Here is a 16,180-nt window from a genome sequence, read left to right on the forward strand (position 1 = left end):
TTTGATATTCGCGCATTCAATTCGTCAGACATCAGCCATTACGACCGATTGGAAACTCGATGAGTACGATCCTGAAAGGCCTGCCCAAAGGGGAGAAAGTCGGCATCGCCTTCTCGGGCGGTCTCGACACCAGCGCGGCGCTGCTATGGATGAAACAGAAAGGCGCCCGCGTCTTCGCCTATACCGCCAATCTCGGCCAGCCCGACGAGGCCGACTACGACGAGATTCCGCGCAAGGCGCTGGGCTTCGGCGCCGAAAAGGCCCGGCTGGTGGATTGCCGCACGCAATTGGTCCACGAAGGCATCGCCGCCATCCAGTCCGGTGCTTTCCACATCTCGACCGGCGGCACGACGTACTTCAACACCACGCCGCTCGGTCGCGCCGTGACCGGCACCATGCTGGTCGCGGCGATGAAGGAGGATGGCGTCAACATCTGGGGCGATGGCTCGACCTACAAGGGCAACGACATCGAGCGGTTCTATCGCTACGGCCTGCTGACCAATCCGAGCCTCAAGATCTACAAGCCCTGGCTCGACCAGCAGTTCATCGATGAGCTGGGTGGACGCGCGGAAATGTCGGCGTTCCTCACCGCCAATGGCTTCGACTACAAGATGAGCGCCGAGAAGGCCTATTCGACCGACAGCAATATCCTCGGCGCGACCCATGAGGCCAAGGATCTCGAGAGCCTGAATAGCGGCATCAGGATCGTCAATCCCATCATGGGCGTGCCGTTCTGGCGCGACGATTGCGTCGTCAAGTCTGAGCCGGTGACCGTGCGTTTTGAGGAAGGCCAGCCCGTCGCGCTGAACGGCCGGACGTTTGCCGATCCGGTTGCGTTGTTTCTCGAGGCCAACGCCATCGGCGGCCGGCATGGCCTTGGCATGAGCGACCAGATCGAGAACCGGATCATCGAGGCCAAGAGCCGCGGCATTTACGAAGCGCCCGCCATGGCGCTGCTGCACATCGCCTATGAGCGGCTGATCACGGGCATCCACAACGAGGACACCATCGAGCAATACCGCATCAGCGGCATGCGCCTGGGTCGTCTGCTCTACCAGGGACGGTGGTTCGATTCGCAAGCCCTGATGCTGCGCGAAACCGCGCAGCGCTGGGTGGCCCGCGCCATCACCGGCGAGGTCACGCTCGAGCTGCGACGCGGCAACGACTACTCCATCCTGAACACGGAGAGCCCCAATTTGACCTATCAGCCGGAGCGGCTGAGCATGGAGAAGGTAGACGATGCGGCGTTCACGCCGGCGGACCGCATCGGCCAGCTGACGATGCGCAACCTGGACATCACCGACACCCGCGCCAAGCTCAGTCTCTACGCGGAGGCAGGCCTGCTATCGATCGGCGATGACTCACCGATACTCAAGCTGGATGGCGACAAGAGCTGATAACGGCATAGCTGCGTAGGGTGGGCAAAGCGAAGCGTGCCCACCATCTCGTTACAACCGAGATCGTGATGGTGGGCACGGCGCGAAGGGCGCCTTTGCCCACCCTACGGCCGCATGCATCCGTCATTGCGAGCGCAGCGAAGCAATCCATCCATCGAGCAGCAAGCAAGAAAGCTGGATTGCTTCGCTGCGCTCGCAATGACGGAACAAAAATCGCCGGGATTGCTCCCGGCCATTTTCATTTCGCGATCGCCTTGCAGCTCACCTCGGCGGCGCGATGCCGGGCGGCGGTGGCGGCAGCGAGGCCGCGCCGCCGTTGAGCAGCGGCGTGATGCGGCGGATGGTGACGCGGCGGTTGATGGCACTCGGCCCTGGCGTCTGTTCCTTCAGATATTGCGAACCGTAGCCCTGCGAGGTCAGGTTTTCCGGCGGCACGTTGAATTGCTGGGTCAGCAGCTCCGCGGCCGCCTCGGCGCGGCGGTCCGACAGCGACAGATTGTCGACGTCGTTGCCGACCGCGTCGGTGTGACCCTCGATCAAAAACACCTCGCGCGGATTGCGCTGGATCGCCCGGTTCAGTCCGTCCGCGATCACCTGCAGCTTCGCCGCCTGGTCGGGGGGAATTTCCCACGACCCGGTCTCGAAGTTGATGGAGTTGAGATCGATGCTCGGCATCAACGCGCGCACCGACGGGCTGTAGCGGATTTCGTCGAGCGAATAGCGCCGGTCGATCCGTTCCACCGGCGGCGCTTCCATGGTGTCGTAGATCAGGTCCGGCGGCGCATCCCCGGCGTCGACGATATAGCGGTCATAGGGAATCCCAATCACCGGCGGCGGCAGGTCGACATAGAAGCCGCCGACATCGCGCGGATCGCGGTAGCTGTTGTCGATGATGATGATCTCGCGGCCATCCCGGTCGCGCCGAATCCGGCGCAGCAACTGGCCGTCGCCGCCGACAAAGGTGATGATCTGCGAACCGTCGGGACGGACCACGATGGTCTGTGTCTCGCCGCCGACTTGCCGGGTCTGGATGTCACGCGCGCCGAAGCGGAATCGATCCTCCTCGTTGTGACGGATGAACGACTGGCCGGAGGGATCGACGACGATGACGCGGCCGGGTTCGGTGAAGACCTTTCGGCCGCCCTGATCGCTCTCCTGCCGCGCGCCGCGGAAATCTTCCATGCGGCGCGGTCCCTGGGCGGCTGCTCCCGGCGCAATCGGGGTCATGGCCTCGCGAGGCGGCTGCGGGATCGGTGCGGTAACCGTCGGCGGCGGACGACGGGCCAGCGGCTGTCCGCCGGGCGGCAGCGCGCTCTGTCCGGGACGTCCAGGCGGCGGTGCAGCCGCGCCGGCCGGCGGCGGTGGGGCACTTGCGCCCGCGGGAGGCGGTCCGACCCGTCCTGACGGCGGCGGGGGTGGCGGCGGCGTTGGCGCACCCTTCTGCTGCTGTTGCTGTGGCTGCATGGCCGGCGCGCCGCTTGGCGGGGCCGGTGGCTTCGGCGACGCAGGCGGAGGCGCTGCCGCCGGGGGAGGAGGCGGCGCGGGACGCTGCGGCGGGGTTGGTGGCGCTGCCGGCGGCGGGACATGCGGAGGTGGCGCCACGGGCGCCGCCGGATGGGGCGGCGGCGGTGGAGGTGCCGCGGGATGCGGCGGGGGTGGCGGCGGAGCGGCGGGCCGAGGCGGTGGCGGCGGCGGAGCCGCGGGTCTGGGCGGTGGCGGCGCGGGCCGCGCGGCGGGCGGAGCCGGGCGCGGCGGCGCAGCCTTCGGCGGCTGCTTTGGCTTTCCTTCTTCTTCCTTGGCCTGGGCCATGACCTGCGGCGCGGTCTGCGCGTGCGATGGCGGGGCGATCAATTGCGTCGCCGTAAGAGCGGTCGTGGCAAGCAGCAACAGGCGAAGGTTTGTCATGATGGTCTGGATCCCCGGAAAATTCTTGGCAGGAAGGCTTGGCAGGTAAGCTTGGCAACAAGGCGTGGCGATCAACGAATAGACGTTAGGCCGGATTGTGGCGGCACTCAAAGGCGGACCTGTATTTATTTCTCGATGCGCAAAGCCCCGATTCGGTCCTGTTCATTGCGTATTCAGGGCATGCTTTCAAACCGCCATTTCACATTGTCCCTCCAAGCGCATCCGATGCACCCGGATTCAGATCGGGTCCGGAACCCATTGGACCGTCCATTCCGTCGGTCGCGGGCGAGGGCGTGCGCGGACCTTCCGGTCCTCGCACCGGCAATTCTTCCGGCGTGCGGCCCGGCAATTCGTCGGGCTGTGGCGGCTCGCCGGGCTCCCGCACCGGCGGCGGCACCTCGGGCCGAGGGTCGCCGGGCGGGCTTTCCTGCGGCGGCTCGGTCGGATTGCCCGGCGTCGCCGGCGGGATTTCGGGCGGATCGATCGGCATCTGTTGCTCTCTTTGCGGAAACGCAACCTCGTGCGTCAACGGCGCGGCGGGGGCAAGGTTCCGGGGCGGCTGTCCTACCCGCGCAGCAACAGCGTATTGCTGCGGGTCTTGCCGGCCTCGGCATAGCCGTGCCTGCACATGTCGTCGATGCAGTCGTCCTGCCATTCATCGCGCGACAGATGTTCAATCACGACCGCGCGCGGCCACAAGCGTTCTGCCGCCTCCCTGAAGAAGCCGGTCAGAACGCGGTCCTCGAAACCTTCGACATCGATCTTCAACGCGTCCACGCGGCTCACGCCGGCATCACCGAGAATGCGCTGCAGCCGCAGCGACGGCACGGCGATGGCGTTGCCGGAAGGTTCGCCAGAGGCGATGTGGCTGGCGCCGAGATTGTCGCCATCGGTCTCGATCAGGAGTTCGCCGTCGGAAGGCCCGGCGGCAGCGGCGACGAGCGCGACCTGGCTGAAGCCCGAGGCGGCGCGGTTGAACGCCAGCCGCGCATGGGTGACCGGATGCGGCTCGACCGCGATCACTTTCCCCGTAGAGCCCGTGTGGCGCGCCAGCACCATGGCATAGGTGCCGACATTGGCGCCGACATCGACGAACACGCCGCCCTGGGGCGTGTGCTCACGCAGGAAAGCCAGTTCCTCCAGATTATAGTCCGGGTTGAACAGCGCGCCGCGCTCGGTGGCGCTGGCCTGATGGTAGAAGCGGAACGATGCCCCCTGATAGGACACGTCGACGGGACCTGCGCGAAGGAGATTGACCAGCCGCGACAGCATCGGGCGAAACGCGCCGCGCCTCAGCCGCGAGCGATGCGCAAGCGCGATGACCGCGGCCTGTGCGCGCGTCGGCGCGAAGGCGCCGAACGGCGGTGCCGCCGGATCGTTGGCCGCGGCGATGCCGGAAAGAGGGACGGAGTTTGCCAAGGTTTTCTCGAAGACGCGATTGCCGCGCCTACATAGCCGGTTTTGGGGGCAGCTCCAACGTCACCTGCCGAGCCGGCGAGTCTTTCCGGGCTACGGCACTACCTGCAGCGTTCTCCGTCATGGCCGGGCTTGTCCCGGCCATCCACGTCTTACTCGCTCATGTCGCCCAAGACGTGGATGCCCGGGACGAGCCCGGGCATGACGACTTGATAAAGGCGTATCAGATCTGCCGCTCGACCAGCATCAGCTTGAGTTCGGCGATGGCTTCCGACGGATTGAGGTTTTTCGGGCAGGCCTTGGCGCAGTTCAGGATGGTGTGGCAGCGGTAGAGCCGGAACGGGTCCTCGAGATCGTCGAGCCGCTGGCCGGTGGCCTCGTCGCGGGAGTCCTTGACCCAGCGTGTTGCCTGCAGCAGCGCGGCCGGGCCGAGGAAGCGTTCGCTGTTCCACCAATAGCTCGGGCACGAGGTCGAGCAGCAGGCGCAGAGAATGCACTCATAGAGGCCGTCGAGCTTCTCGCGATCCTCGTGGCTCTGCCGCCATTCCTTCTGCGGCGTCGGCGACGTCGTCTTCAGCCACGGCTCGATCGAGGCATACTGCGCGTAGAAATTGGTCAGGTCCGGCACCAAATCCTTGATCACGGGTTGATGCGGCAGCGGATTGATCTTCACCGCGCCGTCCTTGACGTCGTCCATCGCCTTGGTGCAGGCCAGCGTGTTCTGGCCGTCGATATTCATGGCGCAGGAGCCGCAGACGCCTTCGCGGCAGGAGCGGCGGAAGGTCAGCGTCGGGTCGATGTGGTTCTTGATCCAGATCAGCGCGTCCAGCACCATCGGGCCGCAATCATTGGTGTCGATGGTGTAGGTATCGACGCTCGGATTCTTGCCGTCGTCCGGATTCCAGCGATAAATCTTGAACTCGCGCGTCGCGGTGGCACCGGCCGGCTTCGGCCAGGTCTTGCCGCCCGTGATTCTCGAATTTTTCGGCAGTGCGAATTCAACCATTATTCTAACCTTTCGTCATTCCGGGATGGTCCGAAGGACCAGACCCGGAATCTCGAGATTCTCTGATGTGCAATTGCACATCATAGTTCGATGCTTCGCATCGCCCCGGAATGACGGGCTGTTTGTGGTCGCTCAATACACCCGCGCCTTCGGCGGGATGTACTGCACGTCATTGGTCATGGTGTAGTCGTGCACCGGGCGGTAGTCGATCGAGGTGTTGCCGCCCTGGTCGATCCACGCCAGCGTGTGCTTCATCCAGTTCTTGTCGTCGCGGTCCGGAAAATCCTCGCGCGCGTGGGCGCCGCGGCTTTCACTGCGGTTGGTGGCCGAATCCATCGTCACCACCGCCTGCACGATCAGATTGTCGAATTCCAGCGTCTCGACCAGGTCGGAATTCCAGATCAGCGAGCGGTCGCTGACGGCGATGTCGGTGATGCCGCCATGCACCTTGTGGATCAAATTGTGGCCTTCGTTCAGGATCTCGCCGGTGCGGAACACCGCGCAATTATTCGTCATGACATGCTGCATGCTGTCGCGCAGTTTCGCGGTCGGCGTGCCGCCGGCGGCGTGGCGATAATGATCGAGCCGCCCGAGCGCCTTGTCGGCGGAGCCCGCCGGCAGTTCCGCCTGACTGCCGTTAGGCGTCAGCTTTTCCGCGCAGCGCAACGCAGCGGCCCGGCCGAACACCACGAGATCGATCAGCGAATTGGAGCCGAGACGGTTGGCGCCGTGCACCGAGACGCAGGCCGCTTCGCCGAGCGCCATCAGGCCGGGAACGATCGCATTGTCGTCACCGTTGACCTTGGTCAGTACTTCGCCGTGATAATTGGTGGGAATGCCGCCCATATTGTAGTGCACCGTCGGCACGATCGGGATCGGCTCCCGCGTGACGTCGACATTGGCGAAAATCCGCACCGATTCGGAAATGCCGGGCAGGCGTTCGTGCAGCACCTTGGGATCGAGATGGTCGAGGTGCAGGTAGATGTGATCCTTCTTCTTGCCGACGCCGCGGCCCTCGCGGATTTCGATGGTCATCGCGCGCGAGACCACGTCGCGCGACGCGAGATCCTTGGCCGACGGCGCATAGCGCTCCATGAAGCGCTCGCCCTCGGAATTGACGAGATAGCCGCCTTCGCCGCGCGCGCCTTCGGTGACGAGGCAGCCGGCACCATAGATGCCGGTCGGATGGAACTGGACGAATTCCATGTCCTGCAGCGGCAGACCGGCCCGCAGCGCCATGGCGCCGCCGTCGCCGGTGCAGGTATGCGCCGAGGTGCAGGAGGCGTAGGCGCGGCCATAGCCGCCGGTCGCCAGGATGGTGGTCTGGGCGCGGAAACGATGCAGCGTGCCGTCGTCGAGCTTCAGCGCGATCACGCCGCGGCAGGTGCCCTGGTCGTCCATGATCAGGTCGATGGCGAAAAACTCGATGAAGAATTCCGCGGCGTGGCGCAGCGCCTGGCCGTACATGGTGTGCAGCATGGCATGGCCGGTGCGGTCGGCGGCAGCACAGGTGCGCTGCGCCTGGCCCTTGCCGTAGTCCAGCGTCATGCCGCCGAACGGCCGCTGATAGATCTTGCCGTCCTCGGTGCGCGAGAACGGCACGCCCCAATGCTCGAGCTCGTAGACCGCTTCCGGCGCGTTGCGCACCATGTATTCGATGGCGTCCTGGTCGCCGAGCCAGTCCGAGCCCTTGACGGTGTCGTACATGTGCCAGCGCCAGTCGTCCGGGTGCATGTTGCCGAGCGCCGCCGAAATGCCGCCCTGGGCCGCGACCGTATGCGAGCGCGTCGGAAATACCTTGGTGATGCAGGCGGTGCGCAGGCCCGCCTCGCCGCAGCCGACCACGGCGCGCAGCCCGGCGCCGCCGGCGCCGACCACGACCACGTCATAGCTGTGGTCTTCGATCGGATAGGCTTTTCCATTGCTGGCGGGACCGCCATTGGGGGCCTTGCCGTTGCCATCAGCAGCCATGGGCTACACTCCGGATGACAGTTTGAGGATGGCGTAGATCGAGGCCAGCGCCACCGCGACCGAGAAGAAATTGTTGGCCATGATGGCGGCGAGTTTCGTCATGTCGCCATGGATATAGTCCTCGATCACCACCTGCATGCCGATCTTCATGTGCCAGACGCTGGCGACGATGAACAACAGCATCACGATCGCGACCAGCGGCGAGCCGAGAATCTGCGCGGCGCCGGCCTGGTTGCGGCCGAGCAGCATCATGACCACGATGATGACGGGCAGGATCAAGAGCACCATCGCGACCGCGGTGAGCCGCTGGCGCCAGAAGTCGCCGGTGCCGGAATGCGAAGCGCCGAGCGCGCGGACGCGGCTGAGCGGCGTGCGCATCGATCGGGGAGCCGCCGAATCAGGTCCGCTCATCGTCCGCCTCCGATCGCGTAAGCGGCGATCCACACCAGGACCGTCAGCGTAATGCCGCCGATCAGCGCGCCCCAGGTCAGCGCCTCGCGCTCGTTCGGCTTGAAGCCATAGCCGAGGTCCCAGACGAAATGCCTGACGCCGCTGAGCAGATGATGCAGCAGCGCCCAGGTATAGCCGAACACGATCAGCCGGCCGATGAAGCTCGACGTGAAGGCCTGCACGTTGGCATAGGCGCCAGGCCCCGAAGCCGCCGCGATCAGCCACCACGCCAGCAACAGCGTGCCGAAATACAGCGCGATGCCGGTGACGCGATGGACGATGGAAAGCGCCATCGTCAGGGTCCAACGATAGGTCTGCAAGTGCGGCGAGAGCGGTCGTTCGATCCTGGCGGTCATTGGCGGCTTTGACGGTTTTTAAGGCCCACGCACGGACCCCTTGAGGGGGCGCGCTGGACGAAGCTTATTTACGAAGTCGAAACAGCCAGCGCAACGACGAAATCCGACGTTTCCGAACGAATGTTCATCCTTTCAGATGAGCCTTGCAAATGAGCCGTGCATTGCCGGGGATTGACAGCGACCGGGCATCGCTGATGGCTGGTATACCTGAAGCACGATTCATGAACGCGCACCGCTTCGACGCGACGACAGGACAAAGGCCGGCATGGCGGGACTGGACCTCCGTGAGCTTCTTCAATTGGCGGCGCTGCTGGTTGCGGTCGGCGCGCTGTCCGGTTTTCTGGCCGGGCTGTTCGGAATCGGCGGCGGCGCCGTCCTGGTGCCGGTGTTTTATGAATGCTTCCGGCTCGCCGGTGTGCCGCTGGAAGTGCGGATGCCGCTGTGCATAGGCACCTCGCTTGCCATCATCATTCCGACCGCGATCAGTTCCTATCGCGCCCATCATGCCCGCGGCGCGGTGGATATGGAGATTCTCAGGGCGTGGTGGCTGCCGGTCCTGGTCGGCGTGATCGCGGGCAGCGTGATTGCGCGCTATGCGCCGGAGCGGCTGTTCAAGATCGTGTTCGTGGCGGTGGCGTATTCGGCAGCGGTACGATTGTTGTTTTCGCGCGAGACCTGGAAGTTCGGCGCCGACTTTCCTAGAGGCGTGTTGATGAATGCGTATGGTTTCATCGTCGGGCTGCTCTCGACCTTGATGGGCATCGGCGGCGGACTTTTTTCGAACCTGCTGATGACGTTTTACGGCCGTCCGATCCATCAGGCGGTCGCGACTTCCTCCGCCTTGGCGGTGCTGATCTCGATTCCCGGGGCGATCGGCTATGTCTATGCCGGCTGGCCCGCGGCGGCGCGCTTTCCGGAAGTGGCGGCGCTGCAATGGCCATTCGCGCTCGGCTATATCTCGCTGATCGGCGCCGTGCTGGTGATGCCGACCGGCCTGTTGACCGCGCCGCTCGGCGTGCGCGCCGCGCATGCGATGTCCAAACGCGCGCTGGAGATGGCGTATGGGGCGTATCTGGTTATCGTCGGCAGCCGCTTTGCGATCAGCCTGATGTAGCCAGAGCGCAGAACAAAAGTTCCATCGATTGCAACTAACGGACGCCGCTTCGCATCGTTGCCATCCACCGCGATTTGGATGATGGTCGCGAGCGGCGAGATCGCTCGGGGCGGGGGACATCCATGAAGCGGCGCGAGTTCGTAACATTGGTTGCCGGCGCGGCGGCAAGTTTGCCGCTCGGCGCACGCGCGCAGCAAGCGGACAAGCTGCCAACCATCGGCATTCTTGGCTCAAGCTCCGCCGGTTGGAGCCATTGGCTCGGTGCATTTGTACAACGCTTGCACGAGCTTGGCTGGATCGAGAATCGCACTGTCACGATTGAATATCGCTGGACCGAAGGACGCAATGAACGCTATGCGGAATTTGGCGCCGAGTTCGCCCGCCGGAAAGTCGACATCATTCTGCCGCTCGGAACGCCGGCAACCATCGCCGCGAAAAACGCGACATCAGTCATTCCCATCGTCTTCCCGATCGCCTCCGACCCGGTCGGCGAGGGCCTGGTCGCCTCCCTCGCGCACCCGGGTGGCAACATCACCGGACTATCAAACCAGCAGCCCGATCTTGCCGGCAAGCGACTCGGGATTCTGCGCGACATCATTCCCGGCCTCAGCCTGTTGGCAGTCCTGAACAATGCTAACAATCGCACTGTCTCGTTGTCGGTGGCCGAAGTTCAGCAGGCGGCGCACAAATTTGGTCTCGACATCGTGTCCGCGGGCGTCAAGCGTGCGGACGATATCGCCCCCGCGATCGAGAGCGTCAAGGGCCGCGCCCAAGCGCTCTATGTCGTTGGCGATCCATTGGTCGCTGACAACCAAATTCAGATCAATACGTTGGCGCTGGCCGCACGGCTGCCGACGATGCATGGCTCGCGAGGATATGTCGATACCGGAGATCTCTTGTCCTACGGTCCGGACTTCTCGGCCTTATTCCGCCATGCCGGCGATTACGTCGACAAGATTCTCAAGGGCGCCAAACCGGCCGACCTTCCGGTCGAAGAGCCCACCAAGATCGAACTGGTCGTCAATCTCAAGACCGCGAAGGCGCTCGCACTGACGATTCCGGAACCTTTCCTGCTGCTCGCCGACGAGGTGATCGAGTGAGGCGGCGCGAATTCATCGCGCTGCTCGGCGGCGCGGCGGCAAGTATGCCGCTCGCGGCGCGCGCGCAGCAGAAGACGGTCCCGGTGATCGGCCTCCTCAGCCCCGGTCCGCCGGGCGCGGGTGGACCACTGATGGACGGGTTCCGCCTGGGACTGCGCGAAGCCGGCTACATCGAGGGACAAAACGTCACCATCGAATATCATTGGGTGGAGGCGAATGACCGGCTGTCAGCGATGGCCGCCGATCTCGTCGGCAGCAAGGTCGATTTGATCCTGGCCATCACCGACCCCGTGGCGCTCGCGGCGAAAGGCGCCTCCTCGACGGTACCGATGGTTTTCTTCATCGGTGGAGACCCCGTGGCCAATGGCCTCGTCGCCAGCCTGGCTCGACCCGGCGGCAATCTCACCGGCGTCACGCTGTTCGGCGACGAACTCAATCCCAAGCGGTTGGAGCTGCTGTCGGAGTTGGTTCCCGAGGCCAGGGCGATCGCGCTGCTCGTGAACCCCAACAATCCATTGGGCGGGCGCGCGCCGATCATATCCAGCAAGATGCAGGAAGCGGCGCGCGCGAAGGGAGTGCAGCTTCGTATCGTGAACGCGGCGTCCGAAAGCGAGATCGACGCTGCCTTTGCCGCACTGCCCGGACAGCAAGTACGCGCGGTCATTATCGATACCGATCTGTTCTTCTTTGGCCAGCGTCAACAGATCGCAGCATTGGCGGCACGCCATTCCGTTCCTGCGATCTATTACCGGCGCGAATTCGTCGCGGCCGGCGGCCTCATCAGCTATGGACCGAGCTTTGCAACGGCCTACCAGCAAGCCGGCGTGTACGCAGGAAAGGTCCTGGGGGGCGTCAAGCCGTCCGATCTGCCCGTGCTGCAGCCGGCCAAGTTCGAACTGGTCATCAATGCCAAAGCCGCCAAGGCGCTCGGCCTTAACGTGCCGCCGACGCTGCTCGCGACCGCCGACGAGGTGATCGAATGAGGCGGCGGGAGTTTATCACCCTTCTCGGCGCGGCGGCGAGTTTGCCGCTCGCGGCGCGCGCGCAGCAGAAGGCGATGCCGGTGATCGGCTATTTTCACTTTGCGACGCCGGAATACACGCCGATGGCGGCTTCGTTCCTGCAGGGACTGAAAGAAGCAGGCTACGTCGCGGGACAAAACGTCGCGATCGAATATCGCTGGGCGGAGGGTCAGTATGATCGGCTGCCGGCCATGGCCGCCGAGCTCGTCGGCCGCAAGGTCGATTTGATCGCCGCCTTCGGTCCTCCTCTCGCCCGCGCGGCGAAAAACGCTACCGCGACGATCCCGATCGTTTTCGAGGTCGGTAACGACGCGGTCGCGGCCGGATTGGTCGCCAGTCTCGCCCGGCCGGGTGGAAACGCCACCGGCCTGAGCATTCTCTTCACCCAGTTGACGCCGAAGCGGCTTGAGTTGCTGTGCGAGCTGGTTCCTCAGGCCAGGACGATTGCCCTGCTTGTGAATCCGAACAGCCCGACCGCCGAGCCCTCGATCCAGGGCACTCAGGAAGCGGCGCGCGCGAAGGGCGTGCAGCTTTCGGTACTGAACGCGAGCACCGACGGCCAGATCGACGCCGCCTTCGCGACATTCGCGACGACGCCAGCCGACGGGCTCGTTATCGCCGCCGATCCATTCTTCGATACGCGGCGCGAACGGCTCATCGGGCCGGCGGCGCGCAGCAGGATGCCGACCATCTACTTTTCGCGCGAGTCGGTCGCGGCTGGCGGCCTTATCAGCTATGGAAGCAGCCTTGGCGATGTTTATCGCCAGATGGGCATCTACGCGGCAAGGATTCTCAAGGGCGAAAAGCCCGCCGATCTGCCGGTCGAACAGCCCACCAAGTTCGAGATGGCGATCAATCTCAAGACCGCCAATGCGCTGGGATTAAGGGTGCCGCCGAAGCTGATATTCACCGCCGACGAGGTGATCGAATGAGGCGGCGCGAATTCATCACGCTTGTTGGCGGCGCGGCGGCGACGTGGCCGCTAGCGGCGCGTGCCCAGCATGCCGGAAAGATCTGGCGCATCGGCGTTCTCTCCGGCAATGCCCGACCGGCCGCGATCGAAACAAGCTTTTTGGGCGGGCTTGCGGAGGGAATGCGGGCACTCGGATATGTCGAGGGCCGGGATTTTGTCATCGAATGGCGTTTTGCCGAGGCAAAGCCGGAACGCTACGCGGAATTTGCCGAAGAGCTGGCTCGGTTGAACGCCGATATCTTCGTTGCCGGCGCACCCGAGGCGGTGCGCTACTTTCAAAAGGCCGCGCCGCAAACTCCCATTGTCATGGCGCTTTCCACCGATCCCGTCGGTAATGGTTTTGCAACCAGTCTCGCGCATCCCGGCGGCAACATCACCGGTCTGGCGACCTCGCTCGACGACACCGCGTCCAAGCAACTCGAATTGCTCATGGAAGCCGTGCCGCATCTCGCCAGCATCGGCATCCTCGCCAATTCCAGCAGTCCGAACTACGCTTCGGTGGCGAGAAACCTGTTCGCGGCGACCCAGGCCAGGGGCTTGAACGTCGCGATGGCCGATGTCCGCACCGCGGAAGAGTTCGACACGGCCTTCGCGCGGCTAAAGGGGGAAAACGTTCAGGCGCTGATGTTGGGATCGAACGTCCTGTTCAATCTCAATCGAGTGCGGATCGCGGAATTTGCGATCAAAAACCGGCTGCCGTCCGTGTTCGGCGTCCGCGAATATGTCGAAGCGGGCGGCTTGATGAGCTACGGGGAAAGCTTTCGCGATTTCTTTCGGCGCTCGGCCGGCTATGTGGACAAGATCATCAAGGGAGCGAGGGCCGGCGATCTGCCGATCGAGCAACCCAATCGTTTCTATTTCACCATCAATTTGAAGACCGCCAAGGCGATCGGACTGGAGCTGCCTGCCGCCCTGGTTCTGCGCGCTGACGAAGTGATGGAGTGAAGTGGCGGGACTTCATCGCGTACCCTCAGTACGGGAGCGGTCCTTGCAATGGAATCGGCCCATCCTCGTCGTCATTGCGAGGAGCGCAAGCGACGAAGCAATCCAGCTTTCTCACGATGAGATGGATTGCTTCGCTTCGCTCGCAATGACGGTAAATGCGCAGTGCATAGGGGTAGGCAAAGCGCAGCGTGCCCACCATTTCAAGCAAGATGGTGGGCACGGCGCAACCGCGCCTTTTGCCCACCCTACGCGATCCCGCTAGATGGTTTTGCTGCGCGCCAGTTCCTCGACTTCGCTTTTGCTGTAGCCGAGCAGGCCGGTCAGGATCTCGCTGGTATGCTCGCCGAGCCGGGGCGGGGCTGCATAGGTATCGAGCGGTGTGTCGCTGAGATGCATCGGATTCTTGATGTTCTTGACGATGCCGACTCCCTTTCCGGCATGTGGCATCTCGGCGATCATGTCGCGCGACTTCAACAGCTCGCTCTCGCAGACTTCGCCGACGGTGCGGATCGCGCCGCTCGGAATCCCCGCTTCATCCATCAGCGGCAGCCACTCGTCGCGCTTGCGCTGCCGGATGATGTCCTTGACGATCGGGACCAGGATGTCGCGATTGCGCACGCGGTCGGCGGCCTTGGCGAAACGCGGATCGTCGGTCAGCTCGGGCCGCTCGACCAGCTTGCAAAAACGCTTCCATAATTCGTCATTGGCAACGCCTAGGCTGATCCAGCCATCGCTCGCTTCAAAGGTTTCATAGGGCACGATCGTGGCGTGCGCATTGCCGCGCCGCTTCGGGGATTCGCCGGTCGCGAAATAGATGCTGGCATTGAAGCTGAGCAGGCCTGCGACCGCTTCATACATCGAAACCGAAACATGCTGGCCGCGGCCGGTGGTCTTGGCGGCATAGAGCGCCGCCAGAATCGCCTGCGATCCGTTCAATCCGGAAACGAGGTCGGCGATCGAGGTGCCGACCTTGTAGGGCGCGCCGTCGGCCGGCCCGGTGATATCCTGGATGCCGGCCTCGCCCTGCACGATGACGTCGTAGCCGGGGCGGTCCTTCATCAGGCCGGTATTGCCGAATCCGGAAATCGAGCAATACACCAGGGTGGGCCGGCGCTTGCTGACGTCGGCGTAGCCGAAGCCGAGGCGGTCCATCGCACCGGGCCGGAAATTTTCCACCAGCACGTCCGACTTGTCGATCAGCCGCCACAGCACCTCGCGGCCGCGCTCGCTCTTCATATCGAGCGTGATGCTTTTCTTGTTGCGGTTGACGGACAGGAAATAGGCCGCTTCGTCGCCTTGATAGGGCGGGGCGAATGCGCGGGTGTCGTCGCCCTCGCCGGGCCGCTCGACCTTGATCACCTCGGCGCCGAGATCGCCGAGCTGCATGGTGCAGTACGGCCCCGACAACACCCGGGTGAGATCGACGACGCGTAATCCTTCAAGCGGGCGCATGCGCTTCTTGCCTCATGTTGCTGCGTGAGAAATTTTCGGAAAACCGGTCGGCTGCAGTACCATGCCCCCGACCTGAATTTCAAATCGAGCGGAAAACAGCTTGGCGTTCGGCGGGGCGTTCATGCATCATTGCGGGGTGGCCATTTCCGATCGGGCCCTATCATCTCAAGGCGTTCCATAGCAAAAACGCCCTTCACAAAGCAACGGAGACAGTTTGCATGTCAAATAACGGGAAACGCGTGGCCTGGGTGACCGGCGGCGGCAGCGGCATCGGCGAGGCCGGCGCCGAAGCGCTGGCCGCGGATGGCTGGATTGTCGTGGTTTCGGGGCGGCGCAAGGATGCGCTGGATGCGGTGGTGGCGAAGATTACCAAGGCCGGCGGCAAGGCCGAGGCGATCCCGCTGGACGTCAGCAACGCCGCCGAGGTCAACAAGGCCGCCGAACAGATCGTCGCAAAACACGGTCGCATCGATCTGCTCGTCAACAGCGCCGGCGTCAACGTGCCGAAACGCAGCTGGGCCGACATGGAGCTGGAAGGTTGGAACCAGCTGGTCGACATCAATCTCAACGGCGTGCTGTATTGCATGCGCGCGGTGCTGCCGGCGATGCGGGCGCAAAAGGACGGCTGCATCATCAACGTCGCCTCCTGGGCCGGCCGTCACGTGTCGAAGATGCCGGGCCCGGCCTATACCACCACCAAGCATGCGGTGCTGGCACTGACCCATTCGTTCAACATGGACGAATGCGTCAACGGATTGCGGGCCTGCTGCCTGTCACCGGGCGAGGTTGCGACGCCGATCCTGAAATTGCGCCCGGTGGTGCCGAGCGAGAAGGAGCAGGCGCGAATGCTGCAATCGGAGGACCTCGGGCGAACCATCGCGTTTGTCGCCAGCATGCCGCCGCGGGTATGCATCAACGAGATTCTGATCAGCCCGACCTGGAACAGGGGATTTGTGCAGACACCGGCCAATCGGGATTAGCGGCACGATCTCGCGCCCTCATCCTGAGAGGGCGTGAAGCAATGTGTCTCGTGTCCCGGACGCGGTGCAGCGTTCTTCACGCTGCTCCGCAGA

General features: G+C 64.0%; 15 protein-coding genes. 7 read left to right on the forward strand and 8 right to left on the reverse strand.

Annotation, left to right across the window (positions count from 1 at the left end):
- The first annotated feature begins 59 nt into the window (after positions 1-59).
- Positions 60-1,397 (forward strand): argininosuccinate synthase, encoded by a 1,338-nt coding sequence (gene argG / locus VK804_RS18820; RefSeq protein ID WP_325372977.1) that lies wholly within the window; start codon positions 60-62, stop codon positions 1,395-1,397.
- A 261-nt stretch (positions 1,398-1,658) separates the two neighbouring features.
- Here argG and VK804_RS18825 read toward each other — a convergent pair whose 3' ends face one another.
- The 7 genes from VK804_RS18825 to sdhC all read right to left on the reverse strand — a co-directional run bounded on the left by VK804_RS18825 (position 1,659) and on the right by sdhC (position 8,501).
- On the reverse strand, positions 1,659-3,302 hold the full coding sequence (locus tag VK804_RS18825) for an OmpA family protein (protein WP_325372979.1): 1,644 nt from the start codon (positions 3,300-3,302) through the stop codon (positions 1,659-1,661).
- Positions 3,303-3,501: 199 nt separating this feature from the next.
- Positions 3,502-3,792, reverse strand: a complete 291-nt coding sequence (locus VK804_RS18830; RefSeq protein ID WP_325372981.1) for a hypothetical protein — start codon at positions 3,790-3,792, stop codon at positions 3,502-3,504.
- Positions 3,793-3,866: 74 nt separating this feature from the next.
- Positions 3,867-4,694 (reverse strand): FkbM family methyltransferase, encoded by an 828-nt coding sequence (locus tag VK804_RS18835; RefSeq protein WP_325373012.1) that lies wholly within the window; start codon positions 4,692-4,694, stop codon positions 3,867-3,869.
- A gap of 247 nt (positions 4,695-4,941) precedes the next feature.
- Entirely contained in the window at positions 4,942-5,724 is a 783-nt protein-coding gene (locus tag VK804_RS18840) for a succinate dehydrogenase iron-sulfur subunit (RefSeq protein WP_325372983.1), read from the reverse strand.
- Positions 5,725-5,856: 132 nt separating this feature from the next.
- A complete protein-coding gene (gene sdhA, locus VK804_RS18845) occupies positions 5,857-7,695 on the reverse strand; it encodes a succinate dehydrogenase flavoprotein subunit (RefSeq protein ID WP_325372985.1) in 1,839 nt (612 codons plus the stop codon).
- A gap of 3 nt (positions 7,696-7,698) precedes the next feature.
- Complete coding sequence (gene sdhD, locus VK804_RS18850) at positions 7,699-8,073, reverse strand: succinate dehydrogenase, hydrophobic membrane anchor protein (RefSeq protein WP_414642812.1); 375 nt, start codon at positions 8,071-8,073, stop codon at positions 7,699-7,701.
- Positions 8,074-8,102: 29 nt separating this feature from the next.
- Positions 8,103-8,501, reverse strand: a complete 399-nt coding sequence (sdhC, locus tag VK804_RS18855) for a succinate dehydrogenase, cytochrome b556 subunit (protein ID WP_325372989.1) — start codon at positions 8,499-8,501, stop codon at positions 8,103-8,105.
- Between the two features lie 265 nt (positions 8,502-8,766).
- Between sdhC and VK804_RS18860 the strand changes: the two genes are divergently transcribed.
- From VK804_RS18860 to VK804_RS18880, 5 genes are all read left to right on the forward strand, one after another.
- Positions 8,767-9,615 (forward strand): sulfite exporter TauE/SafE family protein, encoded by an 849-nt coding sequence (locus VK804_RS18860; RefSeq protein WP_325372991.1) that lies wholly within the window; start codon positions 8,767-8,769, stop codon positions 9,613-9,615.
- A 122-nt stretch (positions 9,616-9,737) separates the two neighbouring features.
- Positions 9,738-10,715, forward strand: a complete 978-nt coding sequence (locus tag VK804_RS18865) for an ABC transporter substrate-binding protein (protein WP_325372993.1) — start codon at positions 9,738-9,740, stop codon at positions 10,713-10,715.
- Between the two features lie 44 nt (positions 10,716-10,759).
- Positions 10,760-11,698, forward strand: coding sequence for an ABC transporter substrate-binding protein (locus VK804_RS18870; RefSeq protein ID WP_325372995.1), 939 nt, complete (start codon positions 10,760-10,762; stop codon positions 11,696-11,698).
- Complete coding sequence (locus VK804_RS18875) at positions 11,695-12,669, forward strand: ABC transporter substrate-binding protein (RefSeq protein WP_325372997.1); 975 nt, start codon at positions 11,695-11,697, stop codon at positions 12,667-12,669. The genes VK804_RS18870 and VK804_RS18875 overlap by 4 nt, the downstream gene beginning before the upstream one ends.
- Positions 12,666-13,655 (forward strand): ABC transporter substrate-binding protein, encoded by a 990-nt coding sequence (locus VK804_RS18880; protein WP_325372999.1) that lies wholly within the window; start codon positions 12,666-12,668, stop codon positions 13,653-13,655. Before VK804_RS18875 ends, VK804_RS18880 begins: the two co-directional genes overlap by 4 nt.
- A gap of 258 nt (positions 13,656-13,913) precedes the next feature.
- On the opposite strand, the gene VK804_RS18885 is transcribed toward VK804_RS18880, so the two are convergent.
- A complete protein-coding gene (locus VK804_RS18885) occupies positions 13,914-15,107 on the reverse strand; it encodes a CaiB/BaiF CoA-transferase family protein (protein WP_325373000.1) in 1,194 nt (397 codons plus the stop codon).
- 218 nt (positions 15,108-15,325) lie between these two features.
- On the opposite strand from VK804_RS18885, the gene VK804_RS18890 reads away from it, so the two are divergent.
- Positions 15,326-16,087 carry an SDR family oxidoreductase gene (locus tag VK804_RS18890; protein WP_325373002.1) on the forward strand — a complete coding sequence of 254 codons (762 nt, stop codon included), beginning with the start codon at positions 15,326-15,328 and terminating at the stop codon, positions 16,085-16,087.
- The last annotated feature ends 93 nt before the right edge of the window (positions 16,088-16,180 follow it).

The organism is Bradyrhizobium sp., assembly GCF_035484855.1.
In the GTDB taxonomy this organism is placed as follows: Bacteria; Pseudomonadota; Alphaproteobacteria; order Rhizobiales; family Xanthobacteraceae; genus Bradyrhizobium.